At 72.2% G+C, this 26,531-nt stretch carries 23 protein-coding genes, 1 pseudogene and 1 riboswitch; of the genes and pseudogenes, 10 read left to right on the top strand and 14 right to left on the bottom strand.

The window, feature by feature from the left end; genetic code table 11:
- The first annotated feature begins 4 nt into the window (after nt 1–4).
- Nucleotides 5–868: a serine hydrolase gene (locus tag ACLB9X_RS08790; protein ID WP_410360077.1), complete on the top strand. Its 864-nt coding sequence runs from the start codon at nt 5–7 to the stop codon at nt 866–868.
- A gap of 73 nt (nt 869–941) precedes the next feature.
- Here ACLB9X_RS08790 and ACLB9X_RS08785 read toward each other — a convergent pair whose 3' ends face one another.
- From ACLB9X_RS08785 to ACLB9X_RS08760, 6 genes and pseudogenes are all read right to left on the bottom strand, one after another.
- The gene (locus ACLB9X_RS08785) at nt 942–2,210 is read right to left on the bottom strand and encodes a M48 family metalloprotease (RefSeq protein WP_410359695.1); all 1,269 of its coding nucleotides are present in this window, start codon (nt 2,208–2,210) and stop codon (nt 942–944) included.
- Between the two features lie 497 nt (nt 2,211–2,707).
- A pseudogene (locus ACLB9X_RS08780) lies at nt 2,708–2,779 on the bottom strand (hypothetical protein); the annotation flags it as partial.
- Nucleotides 2,780–2,860: 81 nt separating this feature from the next.
- A complete protein-coding gene (locus ACLB9X_RS08775) occupies nt 2,861–4,138 on the bottom strand; it encodes a cytochrome P450 (protein ID WP_410359694.1) in 1,278 nt (425 codons plus the stop codon).
- A 220-nt stretch (nt 4,139–4,358) separates the two neighbouring features.
- Nucleotides 4,359–5,888 carry an aldehyde dehydrogenase family protein gene (locus tag ACLB9X_RS08770; RefSeq protein ID WP_410359693.1) on the bottom strand — a complete coding sequence of 510 codons (1,530 nt, stop codon included), beginning with the start codon at nt 5,886–5,888 and terminating at the stop codon, nt 4,359–4,361.
- A gap of 52 nt (nt 5,889–5,940) precedes the next feature.
- Nucleotides 5,941–7,332, bottom strand: a complete 1,392-nt coding sequence (locus tag ACLB9X_RS08765) for a VOC family protein (RefSeq protein ID WP_410359692.1) — start codon at nt 7,330–7,332, stop codon at nt 5,941–5,943.
- A 133-nt stretch (nt 7,333–7,465) separates the two neighbouring features.
- Nucleotides 7,466–8,641: an NAD(P)/FAD-dependent oxidoreductase gene (locus ACLB9X_RS08760; RefSeq protein WP_410359691.1), complete on the bottom strand. Its 1,176-nt coding sequence runs from the start codon at nt 8,639–8,641 to the stop codon at nt 7,466–7,468.
- A 171-nt stretch (nt 8,642–8,812) separates the two neighbouring features.
- On the opposite strand from ACLB9X_RS08760, the gene ACLB9X_RS08755 reads away from it, so the two are divergent.
- Both ACLB9X_RS08755 and ACLB9X_RS08750 read left to right on the top strand, forming a co-directional pair.
- Complete coding sequence (locus tag ACLB9X_RS08755; protein WP_410359690.1) at nt 8,813–9,742, top strand: LysR substrate-binding domain-containing protein; 930 nt, start codon at nt 8,813–8,815, stop codon at nt 9,740–9,742.
- Nucleotides 9,743–10,050: 308 nt separating this feature from the next.
- Complete coding sequence (locus ACLB9X_RS08750; RefSeq protein ID WP_410359689.1) at nt 10,051–11,460, top strand: amino acid permease; 1,410 nt, start codon at nt 10,051–10,053, stop codon at nt 11,458–11,460.
- 70 nt (nt 11,461–11,530) lie between these two features.
- On the opposite strand, the gene ACLB9X_RS08745 is transcribed toward ACLB9X_RS08750, so the two are convergent.
- Nucleotides 11,531–12,442, bottom strand: a complete 912-nt coding sequence (locus ACLB9X_RS08745) for a LysR family transcriptional regulator (protein ID WP_410359688.1) — start codon at nt 12,440–12,442, stop codon at nt 11,531–11,533.
- A gap of 160 nt (nt 12,443–12,602) precedes the next feature.
- Between ACLB9X_RS08745 and ACLB9X_RS08740 the strand changes: the two genes are divergently transcribed.
- Together ACLB9X_RS08740 and ACLB9X_RS08735 are read left to right on the top strand one after the other, a co-directional pair.
- On the top strand, nt 12,603–15,518 hold the full coding sequence (locus tag ACLB9X_RS08740; protein ID WP_410359687.1) for an FAD-binding and (Fe-S)-binding domain-containing protein: 2,916 nt from the start codon (nt 12,603–12,605) through the stop codon (nt 15,516–15,518).
- 42 nt (nt 15,519–15,560) lie between these two features.
- Complete coding sequence (locus ACLB9X_RS08735; protein ID WP_410359686.1) at nt 15,561–16,709, top strand: Glu/Leu/Phe/Val family dehydrogenase; 1,149 nt, start codon at nt 15,561–15,563, stop codon at nt 16,707–16,709.
- A 22-nt stretch (nt 16,710–16,731) separates the two neighbouring features.
- Here ACLB9X_RS08735 and ACLB9X_RS08730 read toward each other — a convergent pair whose 3' ends face one another.
- The gene (locus ACLB9X_RS08730; protein WP_410359685.1) at nt 16,732–17,625 is read right to left on the bottom strand and encodes an oxygenase MpaB family protein; all 894 of its coding nucleotides are present in this window, start codon (nt 17,623–17,625) and stop codon (nt 16,732–16,734) included.
- A gap of 293 nt (nt 17,626–17,918) precedes the next feature.
- Between ACLB9X_RS08730 and ACLB9X_RS08725 the strand changes: the two genes are divergently transcribed.
- Nucleotides 17,919–18,257 (top strand): hypothetical protein, encoded by a 339-nt coding sequence (locus ACLB9X_RS08725; protein ID WP_410359684.1) that lies wholly within the window; start codon nt 17,919–17,921, stop codon nt 18,255–18,257.
- 67 nt (nt 18,258–18,324) lie between these two features.
- Here ACLB9X_RS08725 and ACLB9X_RS08720 read toward each other — a convergent pair whose 3' ends face one another.
- Nucleotides 18,325–18,696, bottom strand: coding sequence for a hypothetical protein (locus ACLB9X_RS08720; RefSeq protein WP_410359683.1), 372 nt, complete (start codon nt 18,694–18,696; stop codon nt 18,325–18,327).
- A gap of 179 nt (nt 18,697–18,875) precedes the next feature.
- Nucleotides 18,876–18,961, top strand: a riboswitch (cobalamin riboswitch).
- Nucleotides 18,962–19,081: 120 nt separating this feature from the next.
- On the opposite strand from ACLB9X_RS08720, the gene ACLB9X_RS08715 reads away from it, so the two are divergent.
- The 3 genes from ACLB9X_RS08715 to ACLB9X_RS08705 are packed head-to-tail and all read left to right on the top strand — an operon-like array spanning nt 19,082 to nt 22,091.
- Complete coding sequence (locus tag ACLB9X_RS08715) at nt 19,082–20,173, top strand: FecCD family ABC transporter permease (protein ID WP_410359682.1); 1,092 nt, start codon at nt 19,082–19,084, stop codon at nt 20,171–20,173.
- Nucleotides 20,173–21,075: an ABC transporter ATP-binding protein gene (locus tag ACLB9X_RS08710; RefSeq protein ID WP_410359681.1), complete on the top strand. Its 903-nt coding sequence runs from the start codon at nt 20,173–20,175 to the stop codon at nt 21,073–21,075. The genes ACLB9X_RS08715 and ACLB9X_RS08710 overlap by 1 nt, the downstream gene beginning before the upstream one ends.
- Nucleotides 21,076–21,086: 11 nt before the next feature.
- The gene (locus tag ACLB9X_RS08705) at nt 21,087–22,091 is read left to right on the top strand and encodes an ABC transporter substrate-binding protein (protein WP_410359680.1); all 1,005 of its coding nucleotides are present in this window, start codon (nt 21,087–21,089) and stop codon (nt 22,089–22,091) included.
- A gap of 54 nt (nt 22,092–22,145) precedes the next feature.
- Here ACLB9X_RS08705 and ACLB9X_RS08700 read toward each other — a convergent pair whose 3' ends face one another.
- Nucleotides 22,146–22,325 carry a hypothetical protein gene (locus tag ACLB9X_RS08700; protein ID WP_410359679.1) on the bottom strand — a complete coding sequence of 60 codons (180 nt, stop codon included), beginning with the start codon at nt 22,323–22,325 and terminating at the stop codon, nt 22,146–22,148.
- Nucleotides 22,326–22,467: 142 nt separating this feature from the next.
- Nucleotides 22,468–23,097 carry a TetR/AcrR family transcriptional regulator gene (locus ACLB9X_RS08695; protein WP_410359678.1) on the bottom strand — a complete coding sequence of 210 codons (630 nt, stop codon included), beginning with the start codon at nt 23,095–23,097 and terminating at the stop codon, nt 22,468–22,470.
- A 57-nt stretch (nt 23,098–23,154) separates the two neighbouring features.
- On the opposite strand from ACLB9X_RS08695, the gene ACLB9X_RS08690 reads away from it, so the two are divergent.
- Nucleotides 23,155–24,228: an alpha-hydroxy-acid oxidizing protein gene (locus ACLB9X_RS08690; protein WP_410359677.1), complete on the top strand. Its 1,074-nt coding sequence runs from the start codon at nt 23,155–23,157 to the stop codon at nt 24,226–24,228.
- A 42-nt stretch (nt 24,229–24,270) separates the two neighbouring features.
- Here ACLB9X_RS08690 and ACLB9X_RS08685 read toward each other — a convergent pair whose 3' ends face one another.
- From ACLB9X_RS08685 to ACLB9X_RS08675, 3 genes are read right to left on the bottom strand one after another with little or no spacing between them, the layout of a single operon-like run.
- Nucleotides 24,271–25,287, bottom strand: a complete 1,017-nt coding sequence (locus ACLB9X_RS08685) for a Rieske 2Fe-2S domain-containing protein (RefSeq protein WP_410359675.1) — start codon at nt 25,285–25,287, stop codon at nt 24,271–24,273.
- 2 nt (nt 25,288–25,289) lie between these two features.
- Nucleotides 25,290–25,514 (bottom strand): recombinase-like helix-turn-helix domain-containing protein, encoded by a 225-nt coding sequence (locus ACLB9X_RS08680; RefSeq protein WP_410359674.1) that lies wholly within the window; start codon nt 25,512–25,514, stop codon nt 25,290–25,292.
- 46 nt (nt 25,515–25,560) lie between these two features.
- Nucleotides 25,561–26,496 (bottom strand): PDR/VanB family oxidoreductase, encoded by a 936-nt coding sequence (locus tag ACLB9X_RS08675; protein WP_410359673.1) that lies wholly within the window; start codon nt 26,494–26,496, stop codon nt 25,561–25,563.
- Nucleotides 26,497–26,531 lie beyond the last annotated feature (35 nt).

The raw sequence follows: 26,531 nt of genomic DNA, 5'->3' as shown, positions 1-26,531 counted from the left end.
ACAACTGCACGACGGCGGGCTGCACGGCTGCCTGCTCGTACGGGATCTCCACACGGGTGACGAGCTGGGCATCGACCCGGACGCCCAGCTGCCCGCCGCCTCCCTCGTCAAGGTCCCGCTCGCGCTGGCGACGGCGGAGCGCATCCGGCGCGGCGAACTCGACGGTGCGACGATGCTCGACGTACAGCCCGGGCGCATCACGACGCCGGGGCCGACCGGGCGCAGCTGGTTCCGCCACCCGGCCCGGCTCGCGGTCGACGACCTGCTCTACCTGAGCACCTGCGTGAGCGACGGGACGGCCGCCTACGCGCTGTTCGGCCTCACGCCGCCCGCCCGGGTGGCCGCCGTCCTCGACGACCTCGGCATCGACGGCCTCACCGTCCGGCACGGCATGGGCGAACTGAGCGACACCCCGGTGGAACGCTTCGAGCCCGCACAGGTCCACCTCGCCCACGCCCTCGCCGTCGACGCCGGCACCAGCGGCCGCGGACACCGCGTGCCCCAACTCGACACCACCTGCGCCAACACCGGCAGCGCCCGCGCCTGGGCCGACCTGCTCCAGGCCCTGTGGACACCGTCGGCGATCCACCCCGTCGCGGACGACCGGGTGCGCGGACTCATGGCCCACAACGTGCTCCGGCACCGACTGGCCCCCGACTTCAGCTCCGACGCCTCCACCTGGTCGTCGAAGACCGGCACCCTCCTCAACCTCCGCCACGAGATCGGCGTCGTCGAGCACTCCGACGGCCAGTCCTTCGCCGTCGCCGTCCTGACGGAATCACTCGTCCCGGCCGCGGTCCATCCCGGCGCCGAGGCCCTCATGGCCCAGGTCGCCCGCAGCCTGCGCGACCACCTCCGACAGCTCTAGCTCCCGAGCCGGGCCGGGACCGCGGGCTGCAGGCCAGAACGGGCTCATCCGGAGAAAGGAGCTGCCTCACCCGTTACGCGTCGCGAATGACGACGTGAGCCATGCGATCACGTGCAGCAGCCAGTTCGGCGGCGATCGCGCCGGCCCTCTCCTCATCGCACCGGACCGCCGCCTCCCACTGCTCGCCCTCGCTCACGCGCCGCCGCCGCAGATGCGTCGGCGGATGGGTCGAGTCGGCGCAGTGCCCGCGCAGGACGCTGACGCGGCGCAGCCGCTCGTACTCCCGCTCCGGCACGGACGCGACGCGCGCGGCGAGCCGCTCCCACAACCGCTGCTCCGCTTCGCGCCGAGCCGCCGCTCCGCCCCTGCTGTGCGCGACGACGGCTTCGCGGTGGAGCGCACTCTCGATGGAAGGAACGACGAGCAGCCGGTCCAGCAACTCGGCTGCCGCCACGCTGGATCCTGCGCGCGCCGCGGTCTCGTCCGCCAGGTACTCGGCGCGCTGAGCAGCTCGCAAGGTCAGCTGGTCCAGAAGGTACAGGAGCCCGAGGACCGCCCATCTCGGCACGACCATCATCCAGTTGGTCACGCGCTGCATCAGGTCGGTCTCGGAGTCCGGTGTCAGGAAGTACAGCCACAGCGCGAGGGAGTCCAGGGCCCGCCCGACGACGGCGCCGTGACGGGTGTCCCCGTGGGCGAAATGGCCGAGCTCGTGGCCGAGGAGCGCGACACGCTGCTGCGGGGTCAGGATCTCCCAGAGCCCGAGCCCTATGCAGAGCATGCGTCGATGCCTCATGCCGTAGGTGCTGACGGCCGCGTTGGCGTCAGCAGCGATCACGACAGTGTGCACTCCCGCCGTTCCTGCCACGGCCGCGACGTCGTCGACGAGCTCGAACAGCCGTGGCGCATCGGCCCGGCGAAGAACAGGAGTGTCGTCGGGCAGAACACCGAAACGGGGCCTGAGGGCGACCGCAACAGCGAGCAACAGGGCGCCGAGGACAGGCAGCAGGCCCACGCCCCAGCCGAGCACGATCAGCAGCAGCCCCGTCACCACCAAGGCCACCGTCACTCCGTGGACGAGAAACGCGAGCGCATAGGCGAGCACGCCCGCGATGTCCCGCCGGGGGCGCGGGCCCAGCTCCGCGAAGAGCCGCTCGCCGTACCGCTGCGCGAGCCTGCGCCGCAGTGCCTCGATCCGTCGGATTTCGGGATCCAGCGCGCCGGGATCGACGTTCCAGTCGCATGCGTCGCACCACGTGACGAACCGCGGCTCGACCGGCACGTCCGCGCCGCACTCCGGGCACCTCTGCCTCTGCTCGGCAACTGAGATCTGCGCTGCCATGTTCTCTCCCCACCCCTTGGCGCACCGGCGCCGACGCTGTGCCGAACCTGGGGCGTACCCCCTCGGCAGTCCCACGGCGATGTCCGGAAAGGCATCCGTACGACATCGGCCGTGAGATTACGACACGGGGCGGCGAGACCCTGCACTGGCTCTGCTCGGGGCTGCTGCGCCCCATCCCAGGTGGGGCCGGTGTTCCAGTCGCCGGGCGCGCTCCTCCGCCCACGGCGTGACAGGCGAACTGCTCGTACAACGACTGGTGTTCTGTCTGGTCGATGCCCTTCGGGTACGGTGCCATGGACCACACCTGGTTCCACGCGCCGTGGAAGTCGGTGCGGGCGTTGATGAACCCGTTCCTGGTGGGGATGGCGCGGACCCTCTCGCCCCGTTCGACAACGTCGGATGCCAGTAGACGGTGCGGCCCTGGAACTGCTGCCCTTCCCGGCGCCGTCGGGGTCGGTGCGTTCGTCGTCGACCGGGTAGCCGAGCTTGCCGCCCTCCCGGCCCCGTGCGCCCCACTTGTCGCCGATCGCGCCCCATACGGGGTGCGCGCCGCTCGCGGCGGACCGTATACGCGGTGTCGCTCGGGGACAACGACGCCTGCTCGGCCTCCAGGGGGCAGCCGCACTGCCCGGTCGGCGAGCGGGCCGGGCTCAGCGGTCGGAGCGGCGGTGCACCACGACCTCCAGCGGTGCACGGAAGGAGAGCAGGCCGAGCATCGGCGGCTGCGTCCCCAGTGCCGCGAGCGCCGCGTCCGGCAGAGCGCGGGCTGCCGCCCGCAGCGCGACCGCGGCCTCGGTGCGCGCCAGGGAGGCGCCCAGGCAGCGGTGCCGTCCCGCACCGAACGCCAGATGGTGCCGGATGTTCTCCCGATGCGGGCACAGCCGGTCGGGATCGTCGAACACCTCGGGGTCGGACCCGGTGCCCATCAGCATCAGCAGCAACTGGGCGCCGGCCGGCAGACACACCCCGGACAGTTCCGTCTCCTGCGCGGTCACCCGGCGCCATGTGGTGACCGGCGGCTCCCGGCGCAGGATCTCCTCCACCCACGCCTCGGCGAAGCCGTCCTCCGCTGCGACGCGTGCCCAGACCTGCGGATCGGTCACGGCCCGCAGCAGCGCCGTGGAGATCAGTTGCCCGGTGGTGGACTGCCCGGCGATGAACACGAAGAAGCACACGGCCACGGCGGTCGCCGTGTCCAACGGCGCGCCGTCCGCCTTCCGGTACCGGCGCAGCCCGCCCATGAGCCCGTCCGCCGCCGGGGCAGCGGACACCTGGGCGGTCAGCCACTGGTGGAACGCGCCCACCTGCTCCGCCAGGTGGAGCTGCCGATCGGCCGGCGGGCGGCCGTAGAAGAGTTCCAGTGCGGCGTCGCTCCACGTGGCGAGCGTGTCAGCGGACACGCCGTCGATGCCGAGGAGCCGCATCATCACCCGGCACGGCAGGAGTCGCGCGTACTCGGCGGCCAGATCGCAGCGGTCGCCGGCGGCGTAGCGGGAGCGCGGACCGGTCAGCATCTCCGCGGCGGTCCGCTCGACCATCGGCACCGCCGCCGCCACCCGCTCGGCGTTGAAGAAGCGCATGACCAGGCGCCTAAGGCCCGCGTGGTCGGCGCCGCGGTTGTTGGCGAGCGCGGGCGGCAGGGAGAAACCGGCCCTGGCGAGAACGCGCAGTACGGACACGGGCAGGGGCGTCACGGCGTGCTGGGCGTTGTCCGGCAGGTACGTCCCCGGATCCAGCAGCACGCTACGGACATCGGCGTAGCGGCTGACCAGCCACAGCCCCGTGCCGGGATCGAGGTGGACGGGCGAGGCGCTCCGCAGCGCGGCCAGCGTGGGGAACGGGTCGGCGACGAACGGCGGGTCGAAGAGGCCCGGAATGCCGGGAAGGCCCCTCGGCAGGGGCGCCGGACGTGTCTTGGTGCTTGCCACGCGCGTGTTCTCCGTCAAGGCGTACCGACCATCACCCGACGGGGGACAGTTGACCAGGCTGCCCGCTCGGGGCCGAGGCCACACGATAACCGACCGGGTGAGCCGGGCAGCGTGTGGCCCCCGCCCCGGTGAGAGCCCGGGGCGGGGCGGCGGGTCCGCCGCCCCGGGCTGAGTGGTGTGTCCCGCGACGCGGACCTGGACGCTCGGCCTGGACGCGGGTCTAGAGGAAGCTGACGTTCTGGGCGAGGGAGAGACGGCCCGAGTAGTTGATGGTGTTGGTGGCCGGGCGCATGTAGGCGCGCCATGCGTCGGAGCCGGACTCGCGCCCGCCGCCCGTCTCCTTCTCGCCGCCGAACGCGCCGCCGATCTCCGCACCGGACGTGCCGATGTTGACGTTGGCGATGCCGCAGTCGGAGCCCTCCGAGGACAGGAAGAGTTCGGCTTCCTGCTGGTCACGGGTGAAGATGCTCGACGACAGGCCCTGCGGGACGTCGTTGTGCAGGGCGATGGCCTCCTCGATCGTGTCGTAGGTCAGCACGTACAGAATGGGGGCGAAGGTCTCCTCCCGGACGACGTCGGTCTGCGCGTCGACGCGGACGACGGCCGGTTCGGCGTAGGCGGCCCGGGGCGCGGCGTCGGCCAGGCGCCGGTTGCCGCCCGCGAGGATCTTCCCGCCCTGCGCCTGCACCCGGGTGAGGGCGTCCTGCATCGCGTCGAGCGCCGTATTGGAGACGAGCGGTCCGACGAGAGTGTTCTCGTCGAACGGGTCGCCGATGGGCAGCTTCTGGTACGCCGCGGTCAGCCGTGCCACCAGCGCGTCGGCGATGTCGTGGTGGACGATGAGGCGGCGCAGTGTGGTGCAGCGCTGCCCGGCGGTGCCGGCGGCGGCGAAGACGATGCCCTGGACGGCGAGGTCGAGATCCGCGGAGGGCGCCACGACGGCGGCGTTGTTGCCGCCGAGCTCCAGCAGGGTCCGTCCGAAGCGGGCCGCGACACGGGGGCCGACCTCCCGGCCCATGCGGGTGGAACCCGTGGCGCTGACCAGCGCGACGCGCGGATCGTCCACGAGCCGCTCGCCGATCGCTCGGTCGCCGAGCAGCAGGCGGTGCACGTCGCGCGGTGCGCCGACGTCCTCGGCGGCCCGGGCCAGCAGCCGGTCGCAGGCCAGCGAGATCAGCGGGGTGAGCTCGGACGGCTTCCAGACGACGGTGTCGCCGCAGGCCAGCGCCACGGCCGTGTTCCACGACCACACGGCGGCGGGGAAGTTGAACGCGGAGATGACGCCGACGACACCGAGCGGGTGCCAGGTCTCGGCGAGGCGGTGGCCGGGACGCTCGGAGGCGATGGTGCGCCCGTAGAGCTGCCGGGACAGGCCGACCGCGAAGTCGCAGATGTCGATCATCTCCTGGACCTCACCCAGCGCCTCCGAGCGGATCTTGCCCGCCTCGACGGTGATGAGGTCGGCGAGGTCGCTCTTGTGCTCGCGCAGCAGCTCGCCCAGCCGGCGGACGAGTTCGCCGCGGCGGGGAGCCGGTGTGGTGCGCCAGGTCAGGAACGCCTCGCGGGCGGCGGCGACGGCCGCCTCGGCATCGGCCGGGGTGGTGGCCGTCAGGCCGAAGAGGTCCTCGCCGGTGATGGGCGTCCGGGCGTGGAAGTCGCTGCCTTCCCGGACGGCGACGCCGACGCGCTCCAGGCTCCTACGGGCGCGGGCACGCAGGTCATCGGTGGTGGGAAGGGCGGTGCTGGTCATGATGCTCCCTTGGGGGATCGAGGGGGGTGGGGTGAGGACGAGGACCGGCCGGTCAGCCGGGCGTGCCGTCGAGGTCGAGCGCGCGGGCGACCTGCACGAGCGAGCGGTTCTGCTGCTCCTCGTACAGGGCGAACGGGTCCAGGACCTCGCGGCCCAGCGCGCCCGACAGCCACGCGCTGTCGTAGGCGGCTCCGGCCCGGTCGTTGTGCCTGGTGCCCTCGCCGCTGAGGTTCGACTGGAAGATGCCGGCCGCGGAGCGGGGCAGGAAGTCCTCGTAGACGATGGGCTCGGCCCGGACCCAGCCCTGTTCGAGGAGGTCTCCGATGCCGACGGGCGGACGGCTGCCGTCGCGGGGCCGGTCGGCAGTGACCTGGTAGGTGAAGTACGCCAGCCCCCGGGCGGCGAGCTCCCGCTCGGTGCCGGGGACGTGTTCGGCCCACACGGCGCGGGCGACCTCGGTCCGGTCGGCCTCGGGACGCCCGGCCGCCCGCTCGTCGACGAGGGTCAGCAGCCGGTCGTAGAGAGCCCGGCCGTCGGGCGTCACGGCGATCCCGCGGGCCTCGACCTCACCGAAGCGCACCCGCAGGGACCCGCTGACGACCCGTCCGTCAGGGGTGCGCAGGGCACGGGGCTCGGCGAGTGCCCGGAAGGAGGTCTGACGCAGCAGCAGGTCCGGGCCCTTCCAGTCGGGTGGCCCCTGAATGGTGTCGATCATCTCGATGCCGCGCTCGGTCATCCGCCGGTAGAGCTCGTCGATGTCCAGCACGCGCGGTGTGAGGTGGTTGATGTGGGTGCTGCGCACGCCGCCGATGTCTGCGGCGACGGCGGACACCTGCTCCAGGGTGTCGTACCAGGCCTGGTCGATCGGTTCGGTGGACAGCTCGAAAGCGCGCACGGCGAGTTCGAGGAACCGTTCGGCGTCGGCGTCCGGCAGCTCCTTCTCGGCCTCGGCCCGGTCGGCCAGGACGAGCAGTTCCGGCGGGAACAGCTCGCGTCCGGCGAGGAACGTCTCCAGCCGCGCGCGCAGATCGGCGTCGAAGAACCGGGGGTCGGCGGGGGTGAGCATGGACGTGAAGACGCGGAAGGGGTTGCGTGCCAGCTCCTCGCCGTCGACGGGACGGAAGGCGGTGGACACGACGGGCACCGCGCTGGCGGCGGCCTCCCGCAGGTCGTAGAAGCCGACGGGGTGCATGCCGAGGGCGCCGAAGACGCGGCCGACCTGGCGCAGTTCACCGGGTGTGCCGACGCGGATGGCGCCGTGCCGTTCCGCGGTCACCCGGCTGATGGATCCGAGGCGTTCGGCGTCGGCGCCCTGGGCACGCAGGACGTCCTCGTTCACCTCGCGGGAGACGGCCACGAGCGTGGTGTAGGCAGGGACCTCCCGCCCGTACATGTCCGAGAGCCGCGCGGCGAAGGCGGCGCGCAGTTGCCACTGGCTGATCATCGAGGGTCTGCCTTTTCCTGGGGGCGGTTCATGGGGTCGGGTTCCTGGAGTGAGTTCCTGGGGCCGGGTCATGAGGTCGGGTCTTAAGGCCGGGGCATGGGCCGGGGGATCTCGGTTGCCCCGTCGGGTCGCTTCAGACCACGTGCGCCTCGGGGCGGATCTCGGACCCGGCCCGGAAGCGGTCGGCGCTCAGCGGGGAGATGTCGACGCACGGCGTGCGGCCCAGGTACAGGTCGCGCATGATCTCGCCGACAGCGGGCGCCTGAAGGAAGCCGTGGCCGGAGAACCCGGTGGCGTACAGGAAGTTGTGCAGTTTCCCGGAGCGTCCGATCAGCGCGTTGTGGTCCGGGGTGACCTCGTACAGGCCGGCCCAGCCGCCGGTCGTCCTCATGCCGGCGAGGGCGGGGGCCCGGTGGCGCACGGCGGCGCGGAAGAGCTCCAGCCATTCCGGGGTCCAGGTGGTGTCGAAGCCGTCCGGCTGGTCCGGATCGGCCAGTCCGAACAGCAGTCCGTCGTCGCTGTTGTGGAAGTAGGCCGACGACGAGAAGTCGATGGTGAAGGGAATGCGGGGCGCGGGGGGTGTCAGCGGCTCGGTGAAGGCGAGCTGGCGCCGTACCGGCCGTACGGGCAGGTCGATGCCGGCCAGGCCGCCGATCTGCCCCGACCAGGCGCCCGCCGTGCACACGACCGTGGCGCACGCGATGACACCGCGGTCGGTGTGAACGGCCGTGACGCGGTCGCCGGACGTGTCGATGCCGGTCACCGCGGTGTGCGTCGCGAACGTGACGCCGGCACGGGACGCGGCGTCGGCGTAGCCCTTCACGACCAGGCCCGGGCGGGCGTGGCCGTCGGCGGGCGAGTAGGCGGCGGCCACCAGTCCCTCCGTGCTGACGTACGGGCACAGCCGGCGGGCCTCCCGCGGGGTGATCATGCGGCTTGGGACGTCCAGACCGTTCTGGATCCCGACGCTCGTCTCGAAGTCGGCGGCCTGCTCGGCGCTGGTGAGCAGGAAGAGGTACCCGACGCCGTCGAGGCGGATGTCCGCACCCGGACGGTGCGGGAAGTCCTGGTAGGCCCGCAGACTGCGGCTGCCCAGTGCGATGTTGAGCGGGTCGGAGAACTGCGCCCGCACACCGCCGATCGGCTTGCCCGAACTGCCGCAGCCCAGATCGCCGCGTTCGACCACGACGACACGGTCGACGCCGGTTTCGGCCAGGTGGAAAGCGGTACTCACACCCATCACGCCGCCACCGATGATCACGACATCGGCGTCAGACGGAACGGTGTGGAAGACGGATGAGGTGGACAAATGGCCGATCCCTTCCAGAGGCCGGTGCCGCGCCGTGGGGAATCCCGTCGGGTGTGGCCCGGCTGTCGGTGCCCGGGGAAACGCTGATCAGCTGTCTGCGCGTCATCGTGACGCAACCCAACCGTTGACGTCCATGAACAGTTCCTGCTTCCGACCTATTAGCATCCCTATATGGACTGGACGAGTTCCCAGCTGCGCTCCCTCGTGGAACTCACCCGGCGCGGCACCATCACCGCGGTGGCCCACGCCCTGGGATACACCCCCGGCGGCGTCTCGCAGCAGATCGCCGCACTGGAGAAGGCCACGGGCATGGAGCTGCTGTGCCGCGTGGGGCGGCGCGTGGAGCTGACCGACGCCGGAATGACGCTGGCCCGCCACGCCGAACGGATCCTGGCCACCGAGGCCGAGGCGGTCGAGGCGCTGGAACGCAGCCGCAACGAGATCTCCGGAGTGCTCCACGTCGGCCTCTTCGCCACGGCCGCCGCCGAGATCCTGCCGCCGGCCCTGCAACGGGTGCGCACGACCCATCCGGGGCTTGCCGTGCACAGCCGCGACATGGACGTGGACGAGGTGTACAGCGCCGTCGCCTCCGGAGGCGTGGATCTGGCGCTCGGGCTCGACTATCCGGACCTGCCCATCCCGCGCGATCCGGCGCTGCGGGTGACGCGGCTCTACCGCGAGCGGTTCTCCCTCGCCGTGCCCGCCGGGTCGATGGCCGGACGTACGCAGATCGCCCTGGCCGAGACGCAGGACCTCCGGTGGATCCTGCCGACGGCCGACAGTTACTACGGCCGCGCCGTGCGCACCGCCTGCCGCCGGGCGGGCGTCGAACCGGTGGTGCAGCACGAGGTGACCGACACCGCGGCAACGCTGGCGCTCGTCGAGGCGGGCATCGGCGTGAGCACCGTGACGGACCTGATGCTCCGGCTGCGTGCCTCACGCTTCGACGTGGTGCGGCTGCGCGAGACCATCGAACGGCACATCGTCGTCGTCTTCCGGGCCACCGCCGAGCACCGGCCGACCGTCGCGGCGCTAATCGACGTCCTGCGGGCGGTGGCCGTGACCCGGAGCGGCGGGCCCAAGGCCCGGCCCGACGCGTAGGGCAACCGCTCGGCGCCGAGGGCAGTTCTCCTGGGTGCTCTGGTGCCCGGGCACCAGCTGTGCTTGCCCTCAGGGACGCAAGTTGTCGCGCTGAAGTGTCTTTTGCCCGTACGGGATCGTGCGTGAGGGTGACAGGCCAGTGGTGACCCACGCCACGACGGTGGCCCGTCGTGCCGCCGTTGCCTGACAGGGAGCGAGCGATGTCCCCCGATCACACCCCCAAATCCCCTCTCCCTGCGCTGCTGGGAAGAGGACCGCAGGGAGTATTCCGGCGAACACTTCCCTCCGAGCAGCCCGCCGGCGCACGCATGGTGCGCACGCTCGGTCTCACCCAGCTGACGATGATCGGCATCGGCGCCATCATCGGGGCCGGCATCTTCAGTCTCGCCGCGGCCGTCGCACGCGACGTCGCAGGTCCCGCCGTGCTCATCTCGTTCCTCGTCGCCGGGGCCGCCTCGCTCTGCGCGGCCTTCGCCTACGCCGAATTCGCCGGCATGGTCCCCAAAGCCGGTTCCTCCTACACCTATTGCGCCGCTGTCCTCGGGGAGATCGTCGGCTGGATCGTGGGCTGGGACCTGCTGCTGGAGTACACGGCCATCGTCGCCGTCGTCGCGATCGGCATGTCCGGCTATCTCGGGTTCCTGCTGGACGCCGTCGGCATCCACCTGCCCACCTGGGCGCTGGGCGCACCCGGCACAGGGCCCGGTCACAGGATCGACCTGCTCGCCATCGTGATCTGTCTGGGCGTGGCCTGGCTCCTGACCCGCGGCACCCGGACCTCGGCGCGCGTCGAGACGGTCCTGACCATCGTCAAGATCGCCATCGTCCTGTTGGTGATCGTGGTCGGCTTCACCAAGGTCGACGCCGGCAACCTCACTCCCTTCGCACCCTTCGGGCTGGGCGGGGCGTTCACCGGGGCGGCCACGGTCTTCTTCGCCGTCTTCGGCTACGACGCCCTGAGTACGGCCGCCGAGGAGTCGGTGGAAGCACGGCGCAAGCTGCCCAAGGCGATGATGCTGTCGCTGGCGATCTCCATGGTCCTGTACGTCCTCGCCTGCATCGTGCTCACCGGCATCCAGCACTACACGGAGCTCAATCCGAGCAGCGGCATCTCCAGCGCCTTCGCGAGCGTCGGACTCAGCGGCCTGGCGAACGTCATCGCCATCGGTGCGGTCATCGGCATCGTGACGGTGACCTTCTCCTTCATGATGGGCGCCTCCCGGCTGTGGTACGCCCTCAGCCGTGACGGTCTGATGCCGGCGTGGTTCGGCGCCATCCACCCCAAGCGCAGGGTGCCGCACCGCGCGACCTGGGTCATCGGAGTCGTGTCGGCGGTGCTGGCGGGCGTCCTGCCCATCAACGCCGTCGCCGAACTCACCAACATCGGCGTGCTGTTGGCCTTCATGATCGTCTCCGCGGCCGTCCTGGTCCTGCGCTACCGCAAGCCCGACCTCAAGCGCGGCTTCCGCTGTCCGGGCATGCCGGTGGTGCCCGTCCTCGGCATGGTCTTCTCCCTCTGGCTCATGTCGTTCCTGACCTGGGAGACCTGGGTGCGGCTCGGCTGCTGGCTGCTCGCGGGCCTCGCCCTGTACGCCTTCTACGGCTACCGCCGCACCCGCCAGGTCATGCCCGGCGGCTCCGTCGACCTCGACACCCTCGACGACATGACGGACTCCGACGAACCGGAGCCCCGGCCCGCACACGCACCGGTCCCTTAGGTACACGCCCGCGCCTGTACGGCGGCACCTGCCGGACCCCGCGACAGCCGGCAGGTGCCGCCGGGGCCGGTCACGCCGGCTTGGCCGGATGCAGATACGGCTCATCGGCCGGCACCGCCCGCCGCAACGCGACCAGCATGGTGTCGAGCAGCGGATTGCTGTTCTCGCCGCGATGCAGCGCCATCACCCTGCGGTGTGCCGAGCGCTGAGTGAGCCGACTCGCCTCGACGGCCTCGCTCGGTGCGTATCCGAGGGCCGGCACCACCGCCACCCCCAGGCCCGCGGACACCAACTCCCGCACCACGTCGTAGTTGTTGCTGCGGAAGGCGACCGCGGCGTCGAACCCGGCCGCCGCGCACAGCCGTACGAAGGACTGGGCCCCGGCGGTGCCCTCCCGGCTCGTGATCCAGCGGGCCCGGGAGAGATGGGGGAGCTTTGCGCTCAGGCCGCTGCCGCGGGCCCGGAGCAGGACGAGGTCCTCACGCAGCAGGTCGTGGCGGGTCAGGCCGTCGGGCCACTGCCGTGGACTGAGCCCGTACTCGTACACCAGCGCGACGTCCAGGTCGCCGCTGCCGAGCGCCGCGAGCAGCTCGTCGGGCTCGCCCTCCTCCAGCTGGATCTGCGCGCGGGGATGGCTCTCGGCCACCGCGGACAAGGTGGACGGCACCAGCCGCACGCCGGCCGTGGGGAAGCTGCCCAGCCTCAGCCGGCCCGTGGCGCCGGTGGCCAGTTCCCGTACGTGCTGGTCCAGGTCGTCCATGGCCGCCAGGACCCGCGCGCTCAGGTCGACCAGGCGGTGCGCCGCAGCCGTGGGGCGGATGCCGTGGGCCTCGCGCTCGAAGAGGGCGAGGCCGGTGTCCTTCTCCAGGGCCGAGATCTGCTGGGAGATCGCCGACGGCGTGTAGCCGAGGTCGCGTGCCGCGATGGCGAACGAGCCGCTGCGGACGACGGCCTTCAACGTGAGCAGGTGCGCGGGCTTCAACAACGTCGCTCCCGGGGACGCAGGGGCAGCGAGCATAAGCATTTGTCACCCTCGACCGTCAATTCTTTCGCCCTGCTGGGCCTTGTGGACACTCTCGCCCGCCCCGCAGGGTGGGGGCACCAGGGCCGGACGCGGCCGGCGAGCACGAAGGAGCGAACACGTGACCACGACAGCGCGGGACCTGCGCAGCCCTGACGCGGCGACGGTGGCCGAGGCCCTCGGCCGCGGGAACTGCGGCGAGGTCGACGGCGACGCCGGCCGCCGGGCGCAGTACTCGGCCGACGCCTCCAACTACCGCCGGACACCGCTCGCCGTCGTGTTCCCCAGGGAGCGGCAGCACGTGCTCAACGCCCTCTCCGTCTGCCGCCGTCTGGGAGTGCCGGTCACCTCGCGAGGAGCCGGCACCAGCACCTCCGGGCAGGCGGTCGGACCGGGCGTGGTGCTCGACTTCTCCCGGTACTTCAACCGGCTGCTCGCGCTGGACCCCCAGGCGCGGACGGCGACCGTGCAGCCGGGCATCGTCCTCGACGACCTGCAGGAGGCCGCCGCGGGCCACGGCCTGCTGTTCGGCGCCGACCCGTCCACCCACAGCCGCTGCACCCTCGGCGGCATGATCGGCAACAACGCCTGCGGATCGCACTCCCTCGCCTGGGGACGCACTGCGGACAACGTCCTGGAACTCGAAGTGGTCACCTACCGGGGCACGGTGGTCCGGCTCGGCGAGATGACCCGGAGCGAGATCGACGAGGCCGTCGCGGCGGGCGACGACCGCGGGCGGCTGATCGCGTCCCTGCACCGGCTCGCCGAGGACAACCTCGCGGTGCTGCGCACCGAACTGGCACGGTTCCCGCGCCAGGTGTCGGGCTACGCCCTCGAACACCTGCTGCCCGAGCACCGCTTCAACCTCGCCCGCGCCCTGGTCGGCAGCGAGGGCACCCTCGCCCTCATCCTCTCGGCGACCGTCCGCCTCGTCTCCCCGCCGCCCGCCCGGGCGCTGGTCGTGCTCGGCTTCCAGGACGCCTGCGCCGCGGCCGACGCCGTGCCCGCCCTGCTCGCGCACCGGTTGCTGGCCCTGGAGGGACTGGACCACGCGCTGACCGACATCGTGACCCGCCCCGAGACCCGGGACGCCATCGACACCCTCCCGGCCGCCCGGGCGTGGCTGTTCGCCGAACTCGGCGGCACACCGGAGAAATTGCGCGACGGCGCCGCCGAACTCACGGGCACCGCCCGGCAGGCCGCGGGCTTCACCGGCAGCGAGGTCGTCACCGACCCCGCACGCGCCGGGCGGCTGTGGCGGATCCGCGAGGACGGAGCCGGCCTGGCCACGCGCCTGCCCGACGGCGGCGAGGCATGGCCCGGCTGGGAGGACGCGGCCGTCCCGCCCCACCGGCTGGGCTCCTACCTGCGACGCTTCACCCGCCTGCTCGACCGCCACGGACTACAGGGCGCGGTCTACGGGCACTTCGGCGAAGGCTGCCTCCACGTCCGGATCGACTTCGACTTCACCACCGAGCAGGGCACCGCCGTCTTCCGCGCCTTCGTCACCGACGCCGCGAAGCTGGTCGCCGAGCACGGCGGCTCGCTGTCCGGCGAACACGGTGACGGACAGGCCCGCTCCGAGCTGCTGCCGCTGATGTACGGCCCCGATGTCATCGCCCTGTTCGAACAGTTCAAGAACATCTGGGACCCCGACAACGGACTCAACCCCGGCATGATCGTCCACCCGCTGCCCCTCGACGGCCACCTCCGGGTCAGCCCCCACCGCACCCCGCTGCCCCTGGCCCGCCCGAGCACCGGCTTTCCCTTCCCCGCCGACGACGGCGACTTCGCCAAGGCCACCCGCCGCTGCGTCGGTGTCGGCAAGTGCCGCACCACGAGCCACCGCGGCGACGTCATGTGCCCCAGCTACCGGGTCACCCGGGACGAGAAGGACTCCACCCGCGGCCGCGCCCGCGTGCTGTACGAGATGACGCAGGGCGACGTGATCACCGACGGCTGGCGCTCCACCGAGGTCCGTGACGCCCTCGACCTGTGCCTGTCCTGCAAGGGGTGCAGCGCCGACTGCCCGGTCGGGGTGGACGTCGCCACCTACAAGTCGGAGTTCCTGCACCACCACTACAGGCGCCGTCTGCGGCCCGCCGCGCACTACACCATGGGCTGGCTGCCCCTGCTGTCCCGGCCCGCCTCCCGCATGCCGCGCGTGGTCAACGCCCTCACCGCCTCCCGGCTGGCCCCCCTCGTCAAACGGCTCGGCGGCATCGACGGCCGGCGGGAGATCCCGCGCTTCGCGGACGAGACCTTCCTGACCTGGTTCCGCCGCCGCACCCCGCAGGGCGACGGCCGGCGCGGCCCGGTGATGCTGTGGGCCGACTCCTTCAACAACCACTTCACGCCGGAGGTCCTGCGCGCCGGAGTCGCCGTCCTGGAGAACGCCGGCTTCCGCGTACAGGTCCCCGACGGCACCCAGTGCTGCGGCCTGACCTGGGTCACCACCGGACAGCTCACCACCGCCCGGCGCATCGCCCGGCGCACTGTCACGGCCCTGACCCCCGCTGTCGACGCCGCAGTTCCGGTCGTCGGCCTCGAACCCAGCTGCACCGCGGCGCTCAGGACGGACCTGCCTGAACTCCTCGACGGCGACCCCCGCGCCCGCGCTCTCGCCGGGGCGACCGTCACCCTGGCCGAACTCCTCGTCCGGCACGCGCCGGACTGGCAGCCGCCGCGCATCGACGCCCCGTCCATCAGCCAGACCCACTGCCACCAGCACGCCACCGCCGGATTCGGCGCCGACAGCGCACTGCTGCGCCGCATGGGCGTCGACAACACCGCGCTCGCCTCCGGATGCTGCGGACTGGCGGGCAACTTCGGCTTCGAACGCGGCCACTACGACGTCTCCGTCGCCGCCGGCGAACAGGTCCTGCTCCCCGCGGTGCGCTCGGCCGCCCCCGGGACGTACGTCCTCGCCGACGGTTTCAGCTGCCGCACCCAGATCGCCCAGCAGACCGACCGCACCGGCACCCACCTCGCGCAGCTCATCGCCGGTGCGCTGCCCGCCGGCGACACCTCCCTGTGAACACCCCTCCGCTACGGACTCCGAGGACAAGGAACACACGCCGTGACCGACGCACTCTCCCTCGTCGACGACTGGGGCCCCGAGAAGATCGTTGTCGTCTCCCACCGGCGCACCGGCATGAAGGGCGTCCTGGTCATCGACAACACGGCCCGTGGCACGGGCAAGGGCGGCACCCGCATGAGCCCCACCGTGACCGTCGGCGAGGTGGCCCGGCTCGCCCGCGTCATGACCTGGAAGTGGGCCGCCGTGGACCTCTTCTACGGTGGTGCCAAGGCCGGGATCGTCGCCGACCCCGCCTCCCGCGACAAGGAGGCGATCCTGCGCGCCTTCGCCCGCGCGCTGTCCAACGAGGTGCCCCGCGAGTACGTGATGGGGCTCGACATGGGCCTCACCGAGAACGACGCGGCCGTCATCCAGGACGAGCTGGGCGACCGCGGGGCCGCCGTCGGCACCCCCGGCCACCTCGGCGGCGTCGCGTACGACAAGCTCGGCGTCACCGGCTACGGAGTCGCCGATGCCGCCGATGCCGCGGCCCAACGCCAGGGACTGCCGCTGGCCGGCGCGCGCGTCGCCATCCAGGGCTTCGGCGCCGTCGGCAGCGCGGCCGCCCGCCGTTTCGCCGAGCTGGGCGCCACCGTCGTGGCGGTGTCCACGGCGCACGGGGCGCTGCACGACCCCAGCGGCCTCGATGTCGACGGCCTCCTGGCGGCCCGCGAGGAGCACGGCGACCACTTCGTCACCCGCGAGCGCCGTGGCGCCACACTCACCGCTGGCGCGGAACTCGGCGTGGACTGCGACGTCCTGGTGCCCGCCGCGCTCCAGGACGTGATCGACCACACCACCGCGCACGAGATCAAGGCGAGGCTCGTCGTGGAGGGCGCGAATCTGCCCACCTCCGAGGCGGCGCAGGGCATCCTCGCCCGGCGCGGCATCACGGTGGTCCCCGACTTCGTCGCCAATGCCGGGGGCGTGGTCGCCGCCGCGTTCGCCATGGACGCCCGCTACTCCGGTTTCCGGCCGGACCCCGCCGGCATCTTCGAGACGGTCTCCGCCAGGCTGCGGGCCAATACGGTCACCGTCCTCGACGAGGCCGAGCGACAGGACGTCACGCCGCACACGGCCGGACGCGGCCTCGCCGAACAGCGGGTCCGCACCGCGATGCGGACCAAGGGACGCATGCCCCGGGACTGACCGCACGGCCCCGCACGGGTGATCAACGCGCTGGCCGTCGCGCGGTCGCCGCGGTGCGGGAGGGGGCCATGGCCCAGCGGATGGTCCGTGTGAGGGCATGGCCGGTGAGACGGACGGCGGTCTCCGCGGCGCGGTTCGGGTTCGGCAGACCCAGCGGGGTACGGGCCCACGGGGGCAGCGCGGCGACCGCGTTCGCGGCCAGCAGGGCGTAGGGGCCTCTGGCCACGAGCGGCAGGGGCGGGTGGAGCAGGATGAACCGTGCCGCCTCGCGGGCCTCCGCGGTGCCGCGCAGCTCGGGGCGGTAGGCGTCGATCCGGTCCGCCAGTTCCCGCCGGTCGCGCGGCGGATCGAGGACGCCGAGGGCCGCCCCCACGCGTGCCATGTCGGCGATGTATCCGTCGCAGCCGGCACCGTCGAGGGGGTGGGCGCCGAAGCGCTGGTGGGCGCGGAGGAAGCTGTCGACCTCGGCCACGTGGACCCAGCCCAGCAGATGCGGGTCGGCCGCGTGGTAGAGCCGGCCGTCCGTCGTACTGCCCCGTGTGTGCTGGTGGACCGCGCGGACGCGCTCCACGGCCGCCTGCGCGTCGTCCGCTGTGCCGAACGTGGTCACGGCGAGGAAGGTGCTCGTGCGCTGCAGCCGCCCCCACGGGTCGCCGCGGTATCCGGAGTGCGCGGCCACGGCCGCCATCGCGAGGGGGTGCAGGGACTGCAGGAGAAGGGCCCGGAGACCGCCGATGAACATGGAGGCGTCGCCGTGCACCGTACGGATGGGCCGCTCGGGACCGAACCACCGGGGTCCCGGCGTGTGGTGGATGCGGTCCCTGTTGGCAGGACCGGCCGGGCCCGCGACGCGGCGGAAGATTCCTGCTCCCACTCGCTTGCGCAGGTCACCGACGACAGGCGCGGACCCGTTCATGCGCCAAGTATCGACCCCGCCGGGCAGGGTGTCACCAGGCGCGTCGGGCCGGGCCGCCGGGCCGCCGGGGAGCCGGCGCCGGGAGGCGGCAGGCGTGATGCGGGTACGGCCGGGCGTCGTCGTGCGTGCGTAGGCGCGGGGCGAGGGGGAACCCGCCCGTGGTACCGGCTGAAACGCACCTCGGGAATCGGGAGGGACGGATGGACACCCGGCCACTCACCTCTCAGGGCCGCGCAGGAGAAGGACCCGGACGGCGGACCTCGTCAGCCGCCGGGGAAAGGAAGTCGGTCGACGTGACCACGAACGAGCGGCAAGGCGAGCAACGCATCGGTGTCAGGGCGCACGGGGACGTCGCCTTCGTGTACAAGAGCCTGGCGGCACGCAGAGCGGCGCCGGAATTCTCCTCCGGCGCGGCCGCGGCGTACGAGTGGGCGATGGGGAACGCGGAGCCGTCACCCGTGACCGGCGCGGGCGCCGGCGGCGTCCCCGGCCTGCGGCTGCTGACCGCCGAGGTGGACGCCGCCGTGGTCCAACTGGACGACCCCACCATCCAGGCCGGCAGGCGCGACTACGTCCGTGGGGTGCACGACGCCCTCGCCTGGGTCTGCGGATACAGCGACCAGGTCGCGTGAGCGGACCGTCGGACGAGTGCCGGGCCAGCCGACGGCTGCCCGGCCCGCCGCGACGAAGGACGTCCGCTCAGCGGTCGGAGTAGCTGAAGTCCCCCACCGTCCAGGCGCTCACGTCCTTGATGGCGATGCGGTACATGCCGCCGGTCTCCGGAATCCCCACATTGCCCTGGAGGATCCGCGCGACATGGAAGTGCAGGTACGAGGGAGGCTCACCGTGCCGGTCGCGCTGGGCTCCGGGCTTGGTGAACACGGGGGAGAAGGCCCCCAGTTGGGCCGAGTCCTGCAGCACTTCGGCCACTCGCTCCCGCCAGACGGCCTCCGGAGCCAGTCGTCCGGTGATGACGGCACCGGGGATCACGACGGTGAGGGACATCTGATTGGTGTGCTCCGACTCCACCGTGGCGGCGATGTCGGCCAGCAGATCATCAGGGTTCGACATGAGCGCCGATTCTACGGGCCGGGCACGCGCACGTGCCGTCATTCCCGGGTCGTTCCCCGCCGAGTTCGCCCGCCGACACGGTGGCGTGGGACCTCGACAGCATCGCCGCCGCCGTGGCGGGCTGCCCGCGCTGAACGGGAGTACTCGCCCGCTTGCTACGCTGCGCACTGCGTCCCGTGGGGGAAGTCCGGTGGGAATCCGGCGCTGACCCGCAACGGTAAGCGCGGCCGCCCGTCCTGGGCGCGCCGCGTAAGCCCGATCACCCGTGGGGCGGCTGGAGTTCCCGACTGCTCGCCGCGGACTGCGAGAGGGATGGCGCACGTCCTCGTCCTGAGGGCCACCCCTTGATGCGTACGGACGCGGCCCGAGGCGAAGGACCGCGCCCGTGTCCGTCAGCACGTCCCCGTCCGCGGCCCCCGCCGGGCCGGCTCCGCCCGTCCCGAGGCGCGTACCGGCCCTGCCGCTCGCCGGCGCACTCGCCGCCCTGCTCCTCGCCTCCCTCGTGTGCGCGGTCGGCCTCGGCGCCTCGGACCTGACGTGGGGGCAGGTGGGGCACCTGATGCGGGCCGGGCTGACCGGCGGCACCATACGGGCCGACGAACAGTCCGCTTACGCCATCGTGTGGGAGATCCGGCTGCCCCGGACCGTACTGGCGGCGTTCGTTGGCGCCGGCCTGGCCACCGTCGGCGTGGCCGTACAGGCCATGGTGCGCAACGCGCTCGCCGACCCGTTCGTGCTCGGCATCTCCTCCGGGGCCGCGGTCGGCGCCAACGCCGTGATTCTCCTGGGGGCGTTCTCCGCGCTTGGCATGTGGGCGCTGCCGGTCTCCGCCTTCGGCTCGGCGCTCGCGGCCATGGTCCTGGTGTACGCGGCGGCGCGCAGCGCGCACGGCCTGACGCCGCTGCGGCTGGTGCTGACCGGTACGGCGATGAGTTACGGCTTCTCCGCGGTCACCACCCTCATGGTGTTCAGCGCCGACCGGGGCGAGGCCGCCCGGTCGGCGCTGATGTGGCTGCTCGGCAGCCTGGGCGGGGCGACCTGGGGCTCGGTGCCGGTCGCGGCCGCCACCGTGCTCGCCGGGACGGTGCATCTCGCCCTGTCGGCGGGGCGGCTCAACGCCCTTGCCATGGGGGACGAGACGGCCGCCGCACTGGGCGTGGACGCCCGACGGCTGCGCAGGGAGCTCTTCGTCGTGACGGCCGCCGTCACCGGGACCGTGGTGGCGGTCAGCGGTGCGATCGGATTCGTCGGCCTGATGGTGCCGCACCTCGTACGGATGGTGGTCGGCGCCGACCACCGGCGGGTGCTGGCCGTGACACCCCTCGCGGGAGCGGTGCTGCTGGTGTGGGTGGACGTCGTCTCCCGGACGGTGCTCGCCCCGGCGGAGGTACCGGTGGGCGTCGTCACGGCCGTCGTGGGCGTGCCCTGCTTCCTGCTGCTGATGCGCCGCCGCGGCTACGCGTTCGGGGGCCGCTGATGCGTGTCGACGTCGAGGACCTGTCGGTCGACGTCGCGGGCGCCCGTCTGGTCCACGACATCACCCTGCGCGCGGCTCCCGGCCAGGTCGTCGGCCTCGTCGGGCCGAACGGCAGCGGCAAGTCGACCCTGCTGCGCTGCGTGTACCGGGCGCTGCGTCCGGCCGCCGGCGCCGTGCGCCTGGACGGCGACGACCTGCACGCCATGGACGCGCGCGCCGGTGCCCGCCTGCTCGCCGCGCTGCCGCAGGAGTCGTCGGCCGAGTTCGACTTCACGGTGGCCGAGGTGGTGGAGATGGGGCGGCTGCCGCACCGGCGCGGCCCCCTCCCGGGCGGGCGCACCTCCCCGGACGACGCCCGGATCTGCCGGGACGCGCTCACCGGGGTCGGCGCGGCGCATCTCGCGGAACGCTCCTTCCTGTCCCTGTCCGGCGGTGAGAAGCAGCGTGTCCTGATCGCCCGCGCCCTGGCCCAGCAACCCCGTGTCCTCGTGCTCGACGAGCCGACCAACCACCTCGACATCGCCCAGCAGTTGGACGTCCTGTCGCTGGTGCGCGGCTTCGGCTCCCGCCGGACGGAGTCCGGGGCAGGACCGACCGTACTGACCGCCCTGCACGACCTGAACCTGGCGGCGGGCCACTGCGACGTGCTGTACGTGATCGCACACGGCCGCATCGTCGCCTGCGGCCCACCGGACGAGGTCCTGGCCCCCGAGGTGCTGGCCGACGTCTTCGGGGTGCGCGCGCACCGCGTACGGCATCCGGTGACGGGGGCCGTGCAACTGCTGTTCGACCGCGTCGCCGGTCCCGGCGAGCTGCCCACGTCCCGAGCCGATGCCCCAGCCGATTCCCGAGCCGATTCCCGGCACGACGAACGCCTCTGCTTCCCCGACACACCCGCCTAATGAGGAGCACCATGATCCCCGCCCTGCGACACGCGGCCCTCGCCACCGCGCTCACCCTCAGCCTGACGGCGTGCGGCGCGCATGTCGCACCGACGCCCGAGGCAAAGGGCAGCGGCCCGGTCACCCTGACCAACTGCGGCCGCCAGGTGACGTACGACAAGGTCCCCGAACGGGTGGTCACCAACGACGTCGGCATCACCGAGATCATGTTCGCCCTCGGCCTGGAGGACCGGATGGCCGGCTTCGTCATGCCGGACGACAAGGGAGACCTGGACGGCGTCCCCTGGAAGGCCGGCTACGACAAGGTGACGTGGCTCTCCAAGGACCGGATCACCAAGGAGATCGTCCTGGACGCCCGTGCCGACATGGTCTTCGCGGGCTGGAACTACGGCTTCGGCGAGGACAACGGCCTGACGCCGGAAGCGTTGCGCACGTCCGGCATCAGCTCGTACGTCCTCACCGAGTCCTGCCGCAACGGCCGGGACAAGGCGCGGGGCATCATGCCGCCCCTGGAGGCGCTCTACACCGATCTCACCAACCTCGGGAAGCTGTTCGGCGTGGAGGAGCGGGCACGGCAGCTCATCGCGGACTTCCGCGGGCAGGTCGGCGCCGTCGAGGCGAAGGCGCCCAAGGGAGCGGACCGGCCGACGGTCTTCCTGTACGACAGCGGCGAGGACAAGCCCTTCACCTCCGGCCGCTTCGCCGCGCCGGACGACATCATCACCAAGGCCGGCGGCGACCACGTCATGAACGACCTGAAGGACTCGTGGACGACGGTGGGCTGGGAGACCGTCGTCCAGCGCGATCCCGACGTGATCGTCGTCAACGACTACGGCGACACCACCGCGGCTCAGAAGAAGAACTTCCTGCTGACCTACCCGCCGCTCGCCCAGGTGTCGGCGATCAGGCACCGGCGCATCGTCGTGCTCGACTACGTCGACCTGGTGGAAAGCCCCCGCAACGCCGCTGCGATCGCGTCGCTCGGCGCGTACCTGAGGTCGGTGACGCCTCGCTGAGACCCCCTGCGTCGCAGGGTTCCTCGTGTCGGGCGGCCCCGTCGGGCCGCCCGGTCACCAGGGACGGTCAGGGTCGCGGCCCGCCCGGCCCGCTGCTGCCGCCCTCCGGCTGACGCCGGCGCGGTCCGCGTGGCGGGGCGTGCGGGTGGTCGCGGCCATGTAGTCCTCGTAGCGGTCGAGCACGAGAATCAGACCCAGCAACAGCAGGGGCAGGAGCAGAGCGACGGCTATCACGGCAGCCTCCCCGGAGGCGAAGAAAGCGTCTTGCCTTCCGGGTAGCCCGGCGGGAGCAGGCGGAGCACGGAGCGCTGTGAGGATCGTGTGATGATGCCCGCACGATGTAAAGGTCACCGGCGTCGCGTACCGGCCGTACGGCTCAGCCTGCCGCGTCGCGCGGTGACGACGGCTCGGACACCGCGTCGATCAGCAGCGGCAGGTACGTGACGGCCAGCTCCTCGGGGGCCAGGCGCTCCGGCTCGACGAGACTCTGGGCCAGGGAGCCCTCGTGGACGGCGGCGGTGAGGCGGGCCAGCGAGTCCAGGTCGACGGTCGGCCGGCGTCCGAGGCGGTCGAAGAGGCGGCCGAGCAGGTGGACGATCTCCTCCCGCAGCAGGCGGTCGTGCTCGGCCAGGGTGCGCGCCGTGTCGGGATGCCTGATGGCGTGCAGGGTGAACTCCGTCGAGAGCAGATACCAGCGGTGCTCGGCCTCGTCGAGGGCGCTCATCCGCGTGAGCACCGTCCGGACGGGATCCTCGGTGTCCTCCAGTTCGTCGACCGCATGGGCCAGCCGGTCCACGACGCGCCGCGCGTGCAGGTCGAACAGGGCGAAGAACAGCGCTTCCTTGTTGCGGAAGTTGGAGTAGAACGCACCCCGCGTGAACCCCGCCCGTTCGCAGATCTCCTCGATGGAGGCCCCGTAGAAGCCGCGCTCCGCGAACGTCTCCAGCGCGGCGTCGAGCAGCCGCGCCGTGGTCTGCGGTCGGCGCTTGGTCGGTCCCTTCGGCAACTCGCCCTCCCCGGGCATTGACACCTCAACCTGACCCCCGTCACGATACAGCACCGTATGCGATACAGGTGTGTATCGCATAACGCCGCGCAGCTGCTGGCCATGGCGTGGGGACTCGTCCCGCGCATGCTCGTCGGCGCGGCCCGGCGCGACCTGTCCGTCGGCCTTTTCGGTATGACGCTGCCGTCGCCGCTGTTCATGGCGCCCGTCGGTGTCCTCGGCATCTGCGCCCAGGACGGACACGGAGACCTGGCGACCGCCCGCGCCGCGGCCCGCAGTGGTATTCCCATGGTGGCCTCGACCCTGTCCGCCGACCCCCTGGAGGACGTCGCGGCCGAGTTCGGCGCGACCCCCGGCTTCTTCCAGCTCTACACACCCACCGAACGGGAGCTGGCGGAAAGCCTTGTGCACCGGGCCGAGAAGGCGGGGTTCGCCGGCATCGTGGTCACGCTCGACACCTGGGTCGCCGGCTGGCGCCCGCGTGACCTGTCCACCTCCAACTTCCCGCAGCTGCGCGGGCACTGCCTGGCCAACTACACCAGCGACCCCGTCTTCCGCGCCCTCCAGCCGCGCGAACAGCGCAGCGACCCGAGCGCCGCGGCCCTCATCTGGGCCCGGATCTTCGGCAACCCGCTCACCTGGGACGACCTGCCGTGGCTGCGCTCGCTCACCACGCTGCCCCTCATCCTGAAGGGCATCTGCCATCCGGACGACGTGCGGCGGGCCAAGGACCTGGGCGTGGACGGCATCTACTGCTCCAACCACGGCGGCCGCCAGGCGAACGGCGGGCTGCCCGCGCTCGATGCCCTGCCCGGCGTCGTCGAGGCAGCTGACGGGCTGCCGGTGCTCTTCGACTCCGGGGTGCGCTCCGGCGCCGACGTCGTCAATGCGCTCGCACTCGGCGCCACCGCCGTCGGCATCGGCCGCCCCTACACGTACGGACTGGCGCTCGGCGGCACCGACGGAGTCGTCCACGTCCTGCGCGCGCTGCTCGCCGAAGCCGACCTGATCATGGCGGTGGACGGTTACCCCACGATCGCGGACCTCACCCCGCGGTCGCTGCGGCGCGTCTGCTGCGGGGGAGGAGAGCACTCGGGCCAGGCCGGCCACGACCTCCCCCTGGAGCCCTGACCCCCCGGCCCCGCGCCCGCCGTGTGCGCGGGGCACATCCGCTCACGCCCCGGCGGACGACTGGGCCGTTGCCGCGGCCCGGTACAGCCGGCGCAGCCGGACCACACCGAGGTCGTGCTGGTACAGGTTCTCCTGCTGGTCGGCGTCCGCCGGCATGGCCTCCAGCATGACGCGGTCCTGTTCGAGGACGTCCCAGTGCCGCTTCTCGACCAGCGTCCTGTAGAGGAAGCGCCAGGAGTCCCGCTGCCAGCCCTGGACCCTGCGGTAGCGCCAGAAGAAAACGCCGCTGCGCTCCGCGTCCACCGGGCACACCATGCCGACGATGCCGAACGGTCCGCCGGGGCCGGCCGAGGGCGGGTACGGGATGGACAGGTCCACCCAGTCCACACCCGTGCGGCACAGCTCGACCCAGTCGAAGTTGACGCCCCGCTGGTCGGTCTTCTCGAAGAAGTAGCCGCGGTCGGTCTCCCGTATGCGGAACCTGGCCGTGGTGTCGCCGTCGAACATCGTGTGCGACTCGTGGTGCAGGAAGGCACCGTGCATCGGGTCGAGGAGGTTCTCCACCGCGTAACGCCACGGCACGTTCCACTCGGCGTAGCACAGGAACGCCTCCGTCCCCGGCTCGGTGAGCGGATCGGGGTGGGTCAGCGGCACCGGCTCGGGATGCTCCTCGTCGCCGAAGTACGCGAGCACCGCGCCCGCGACCTCGCGCACCGGCAGCGAGGTGACCAGCTTCTTGCCCTCCAGATTGCACCCGGGCAGCCCCGGCACGGACGAGACCGTGCCGTCCGTCTCCACCTCGACGCCGTGGTACCAGCACGCGACACGGTCGCCGAGGTGCTTGCCGAGGGACAGCGGCGCACCGCGGTGCGGGCAGCGGTCGGCCAGCATCGACAAGGTGCCGTCGGAGCGGCGGAAGAGCAGCCACTGCTCGCCGAGAGCCGTGACCCTACGCATCGCTCCGGGGGCGACGAAGTGCGAGGGGACGACGGCGTGCCATTGGTTGCGCAGACCGTTTGCGTAGATGTGGTCCGCGGAGGCGGTCGTCGACAGCGTCATGGTCAGGCTCCCAGTCGGTGCATCTCGGCGACGAAGGACTGCTCGGTCCACTGCTCCCCGTCAGGCGCGTGGACCTTCCGGGCGTTGAGCCCCCGGACGACGTCGGCCAGCTCGTGGCCCTCCGTCGTGTAGACCTCCTCGAGCGTGGCGGCCAGCTTGTGCTCGTAGGGGCTCGGTTCGTGCGTGCGGCTCTGGTGGATCTCCAGATACGGCCAGGTGTCGGTCACGGTGACTCCATTGCGGGAGGTAGAGGGAAAGGGGCGAGAGGGAAGCTCAGAGGTCGAGCACGAGACGGCCGGAGGTGCACCGCGAGACGCAGATCATCATCGTGGCACCCGCCGCGTGCTCCGCCTCGCTCAGCAGGAAGTCGCGGTGGTCGGGGATGCCGTCCAGGACCCGTGTCTCGCAGGACCCGCAGATGCCCTCCCGGCAGGAGCTGTTCACACTGATCCCGGCGGCCTCGGCGGCGTCGAGGACCGAGGTGTCCGCGCCGACGGTGAGTGTCAGACCCGACGCTCGGCACTCCACCTCGAAGCCCTGGTCGTCCTGCGTGCGCTGCACGGCCGGCGCGGCGAAGCGCTCGAGCCGCAGCATCCCCTCCTGGCAGCGCTGCTCGACGGCGCTCAGCAGCGGCTCGGGGCCGCACGCGTAGACCAGGGTGCCCTCGGCCAGCCCGGACAGCGCGGCGTCCAGGTCGATGTGACCGTGCTCGTCCTGCGGTACGAGCGTGATGTCCCCGCCCAGCGCGGCGAGTTCCGCGGTGAACGCCATCGAGCCGCGGTTCCGGCCGCCGTACACCAGCCGCCATGCGGTGCCGCGGCGGGCCGCCTCCCTGGCCATCGCCAGCAGCGGTGTGATGCCGATGCCGCCGGCGACGAACACGTAGTGTCCGGCGTCCTCCAGGGCGAAGTGGTTGCGCGGCTCCGAGACGGTGACCTGCTGGCCGGGACGGAGCGCCGTGTGCACATGGCGCGAACCGCCGCGTGAGGACGGCTCGTTCAGCACGCCGATCCGGTAGTGGTCGGCGGACTCCGGGTCGCCGCACAGGCTGTACTGCCTGACGTGACCGCCCACATGGACGTCGACATGGGCTCCGGGCGTCCACGCGGGCAGTGGCTTGCCGTCCGGGTGGACCAGCTCCACGGAGAGGACGCCGTCCGCCTCCCACGTCATGCGGTGGACGACCAGCCGCAGCGAGTTCTCGCTCATGACCTGCTGCCTCCTGACTGTCTTACGGGAAGGGC

Source organism: Streptomyces sp. 5K101 (assembly GCF_046506645.1).
Lineage (GTDB): Bacteria > Actinomycetota > Actinomycetes > Streptomycetales > Streptomycetaceae > Streptomyces.
The sequence above is the reverse complement of the archived record's forward strand: the minus strand, read 5'-3'. Positions and strand labels throughout refer to the sequence as shown.

What these genes read in the sequence shown, in the direction of transcription:
- ACLB9X_RS08785 (WP_410359695.1), bottom strand. Translation starts at nt 2,210, where the DNA reads ATGGCAGCGCAGATCTCAGTTGCCGAGCAGAGGCAGAGGTGCCCGGAG.
- ACLB9X_RS08770 (WP_410359693.1), bottom strand. Translation starts at nt 5,888, where the DNA reads ATGACCAGCACCGCCCTTCCCACCACCGATGACCTGCGTGCCCGCGCC.
- ACLB9X_RS08765 (WP_410359692.1), bottom strand. Translation starts at nt 7,332, where the DNA reads ATGATCAGCCAGTGGCAACTGCGCGCCGCCTTCGCCGCGCGGCTCTCG.
- ACLB9X_RS08755 (WP_410359690.1), top strand. Translation starts at nt 8,813, where the DNA reads ATGGACTGGACGAGTTCCCAGCTGCGCTCCCTCGTGGAACTCACCCGG.
- ACLB9X_RS08750 (WP_410359689.1), top strand. Translation starts at nt 10,051, where the DNA reads ATGGTGCGCACGCTCGGTCTCACCCAGCTGACGATGATCGGCATCGGC.
- ACLB9X_RS08730 (WP_410359685.1), bottom strand. Translation starts at nt 17,625, where the DNA reads ATGAACGGGTCCGCGCCTGTCGTCGGTGACCTGCGCAAGCGAGTGGGA.
- ACLB9X_RS08720 (WP_410359683.1), bottom strand. Translation starts at nt 18,696, where the DNA reads ATGTCGAACCCTGATGATCTGCTGGCCGACATCGCCGCCACGGTGGAG.
- ACLB9X_RS08710 (WP_410359681.1), top strand. Translation starts at nt 20,173, where the DNA reads ATGCGTGTCGACGTCGAGGACCTGTCGGTCGACGTCGCGGGCGCCCGT.
- ACLB9X_RS08705 (WP_410359680.1), top strand. Translation starts at nt 21,087, where the DNA reads ATGATCCCCGCCCTGCGACACGCGGCCCTCGCCACCGCGCTCACCCTC.
- ACLB9X_RS08690 (WP_410359677.1), top strand. Translation starts at nt 23,155, where the DNA reads ATGCGATACAGGTGTGTATCGCATAACGCCGCGCAGCTGCTGGCCATG.
- ACLB9X_RS08685 (WP_410359675.1), bottom strand. Translation starts at nt 25,287, where the DNA reads ATGACGCTGTCGACGACCGCCTCCGCGGACCACATCTACGCAAACGGT.
- ACLB9X_RS08675 (WP_410359673.1), bottom strand. Translation starts at nt 26,496, where the DNA reads ATGAGCGAGAACTCGCTGCGGCTGGTCGTCCACCGCATGACGTGGGAG.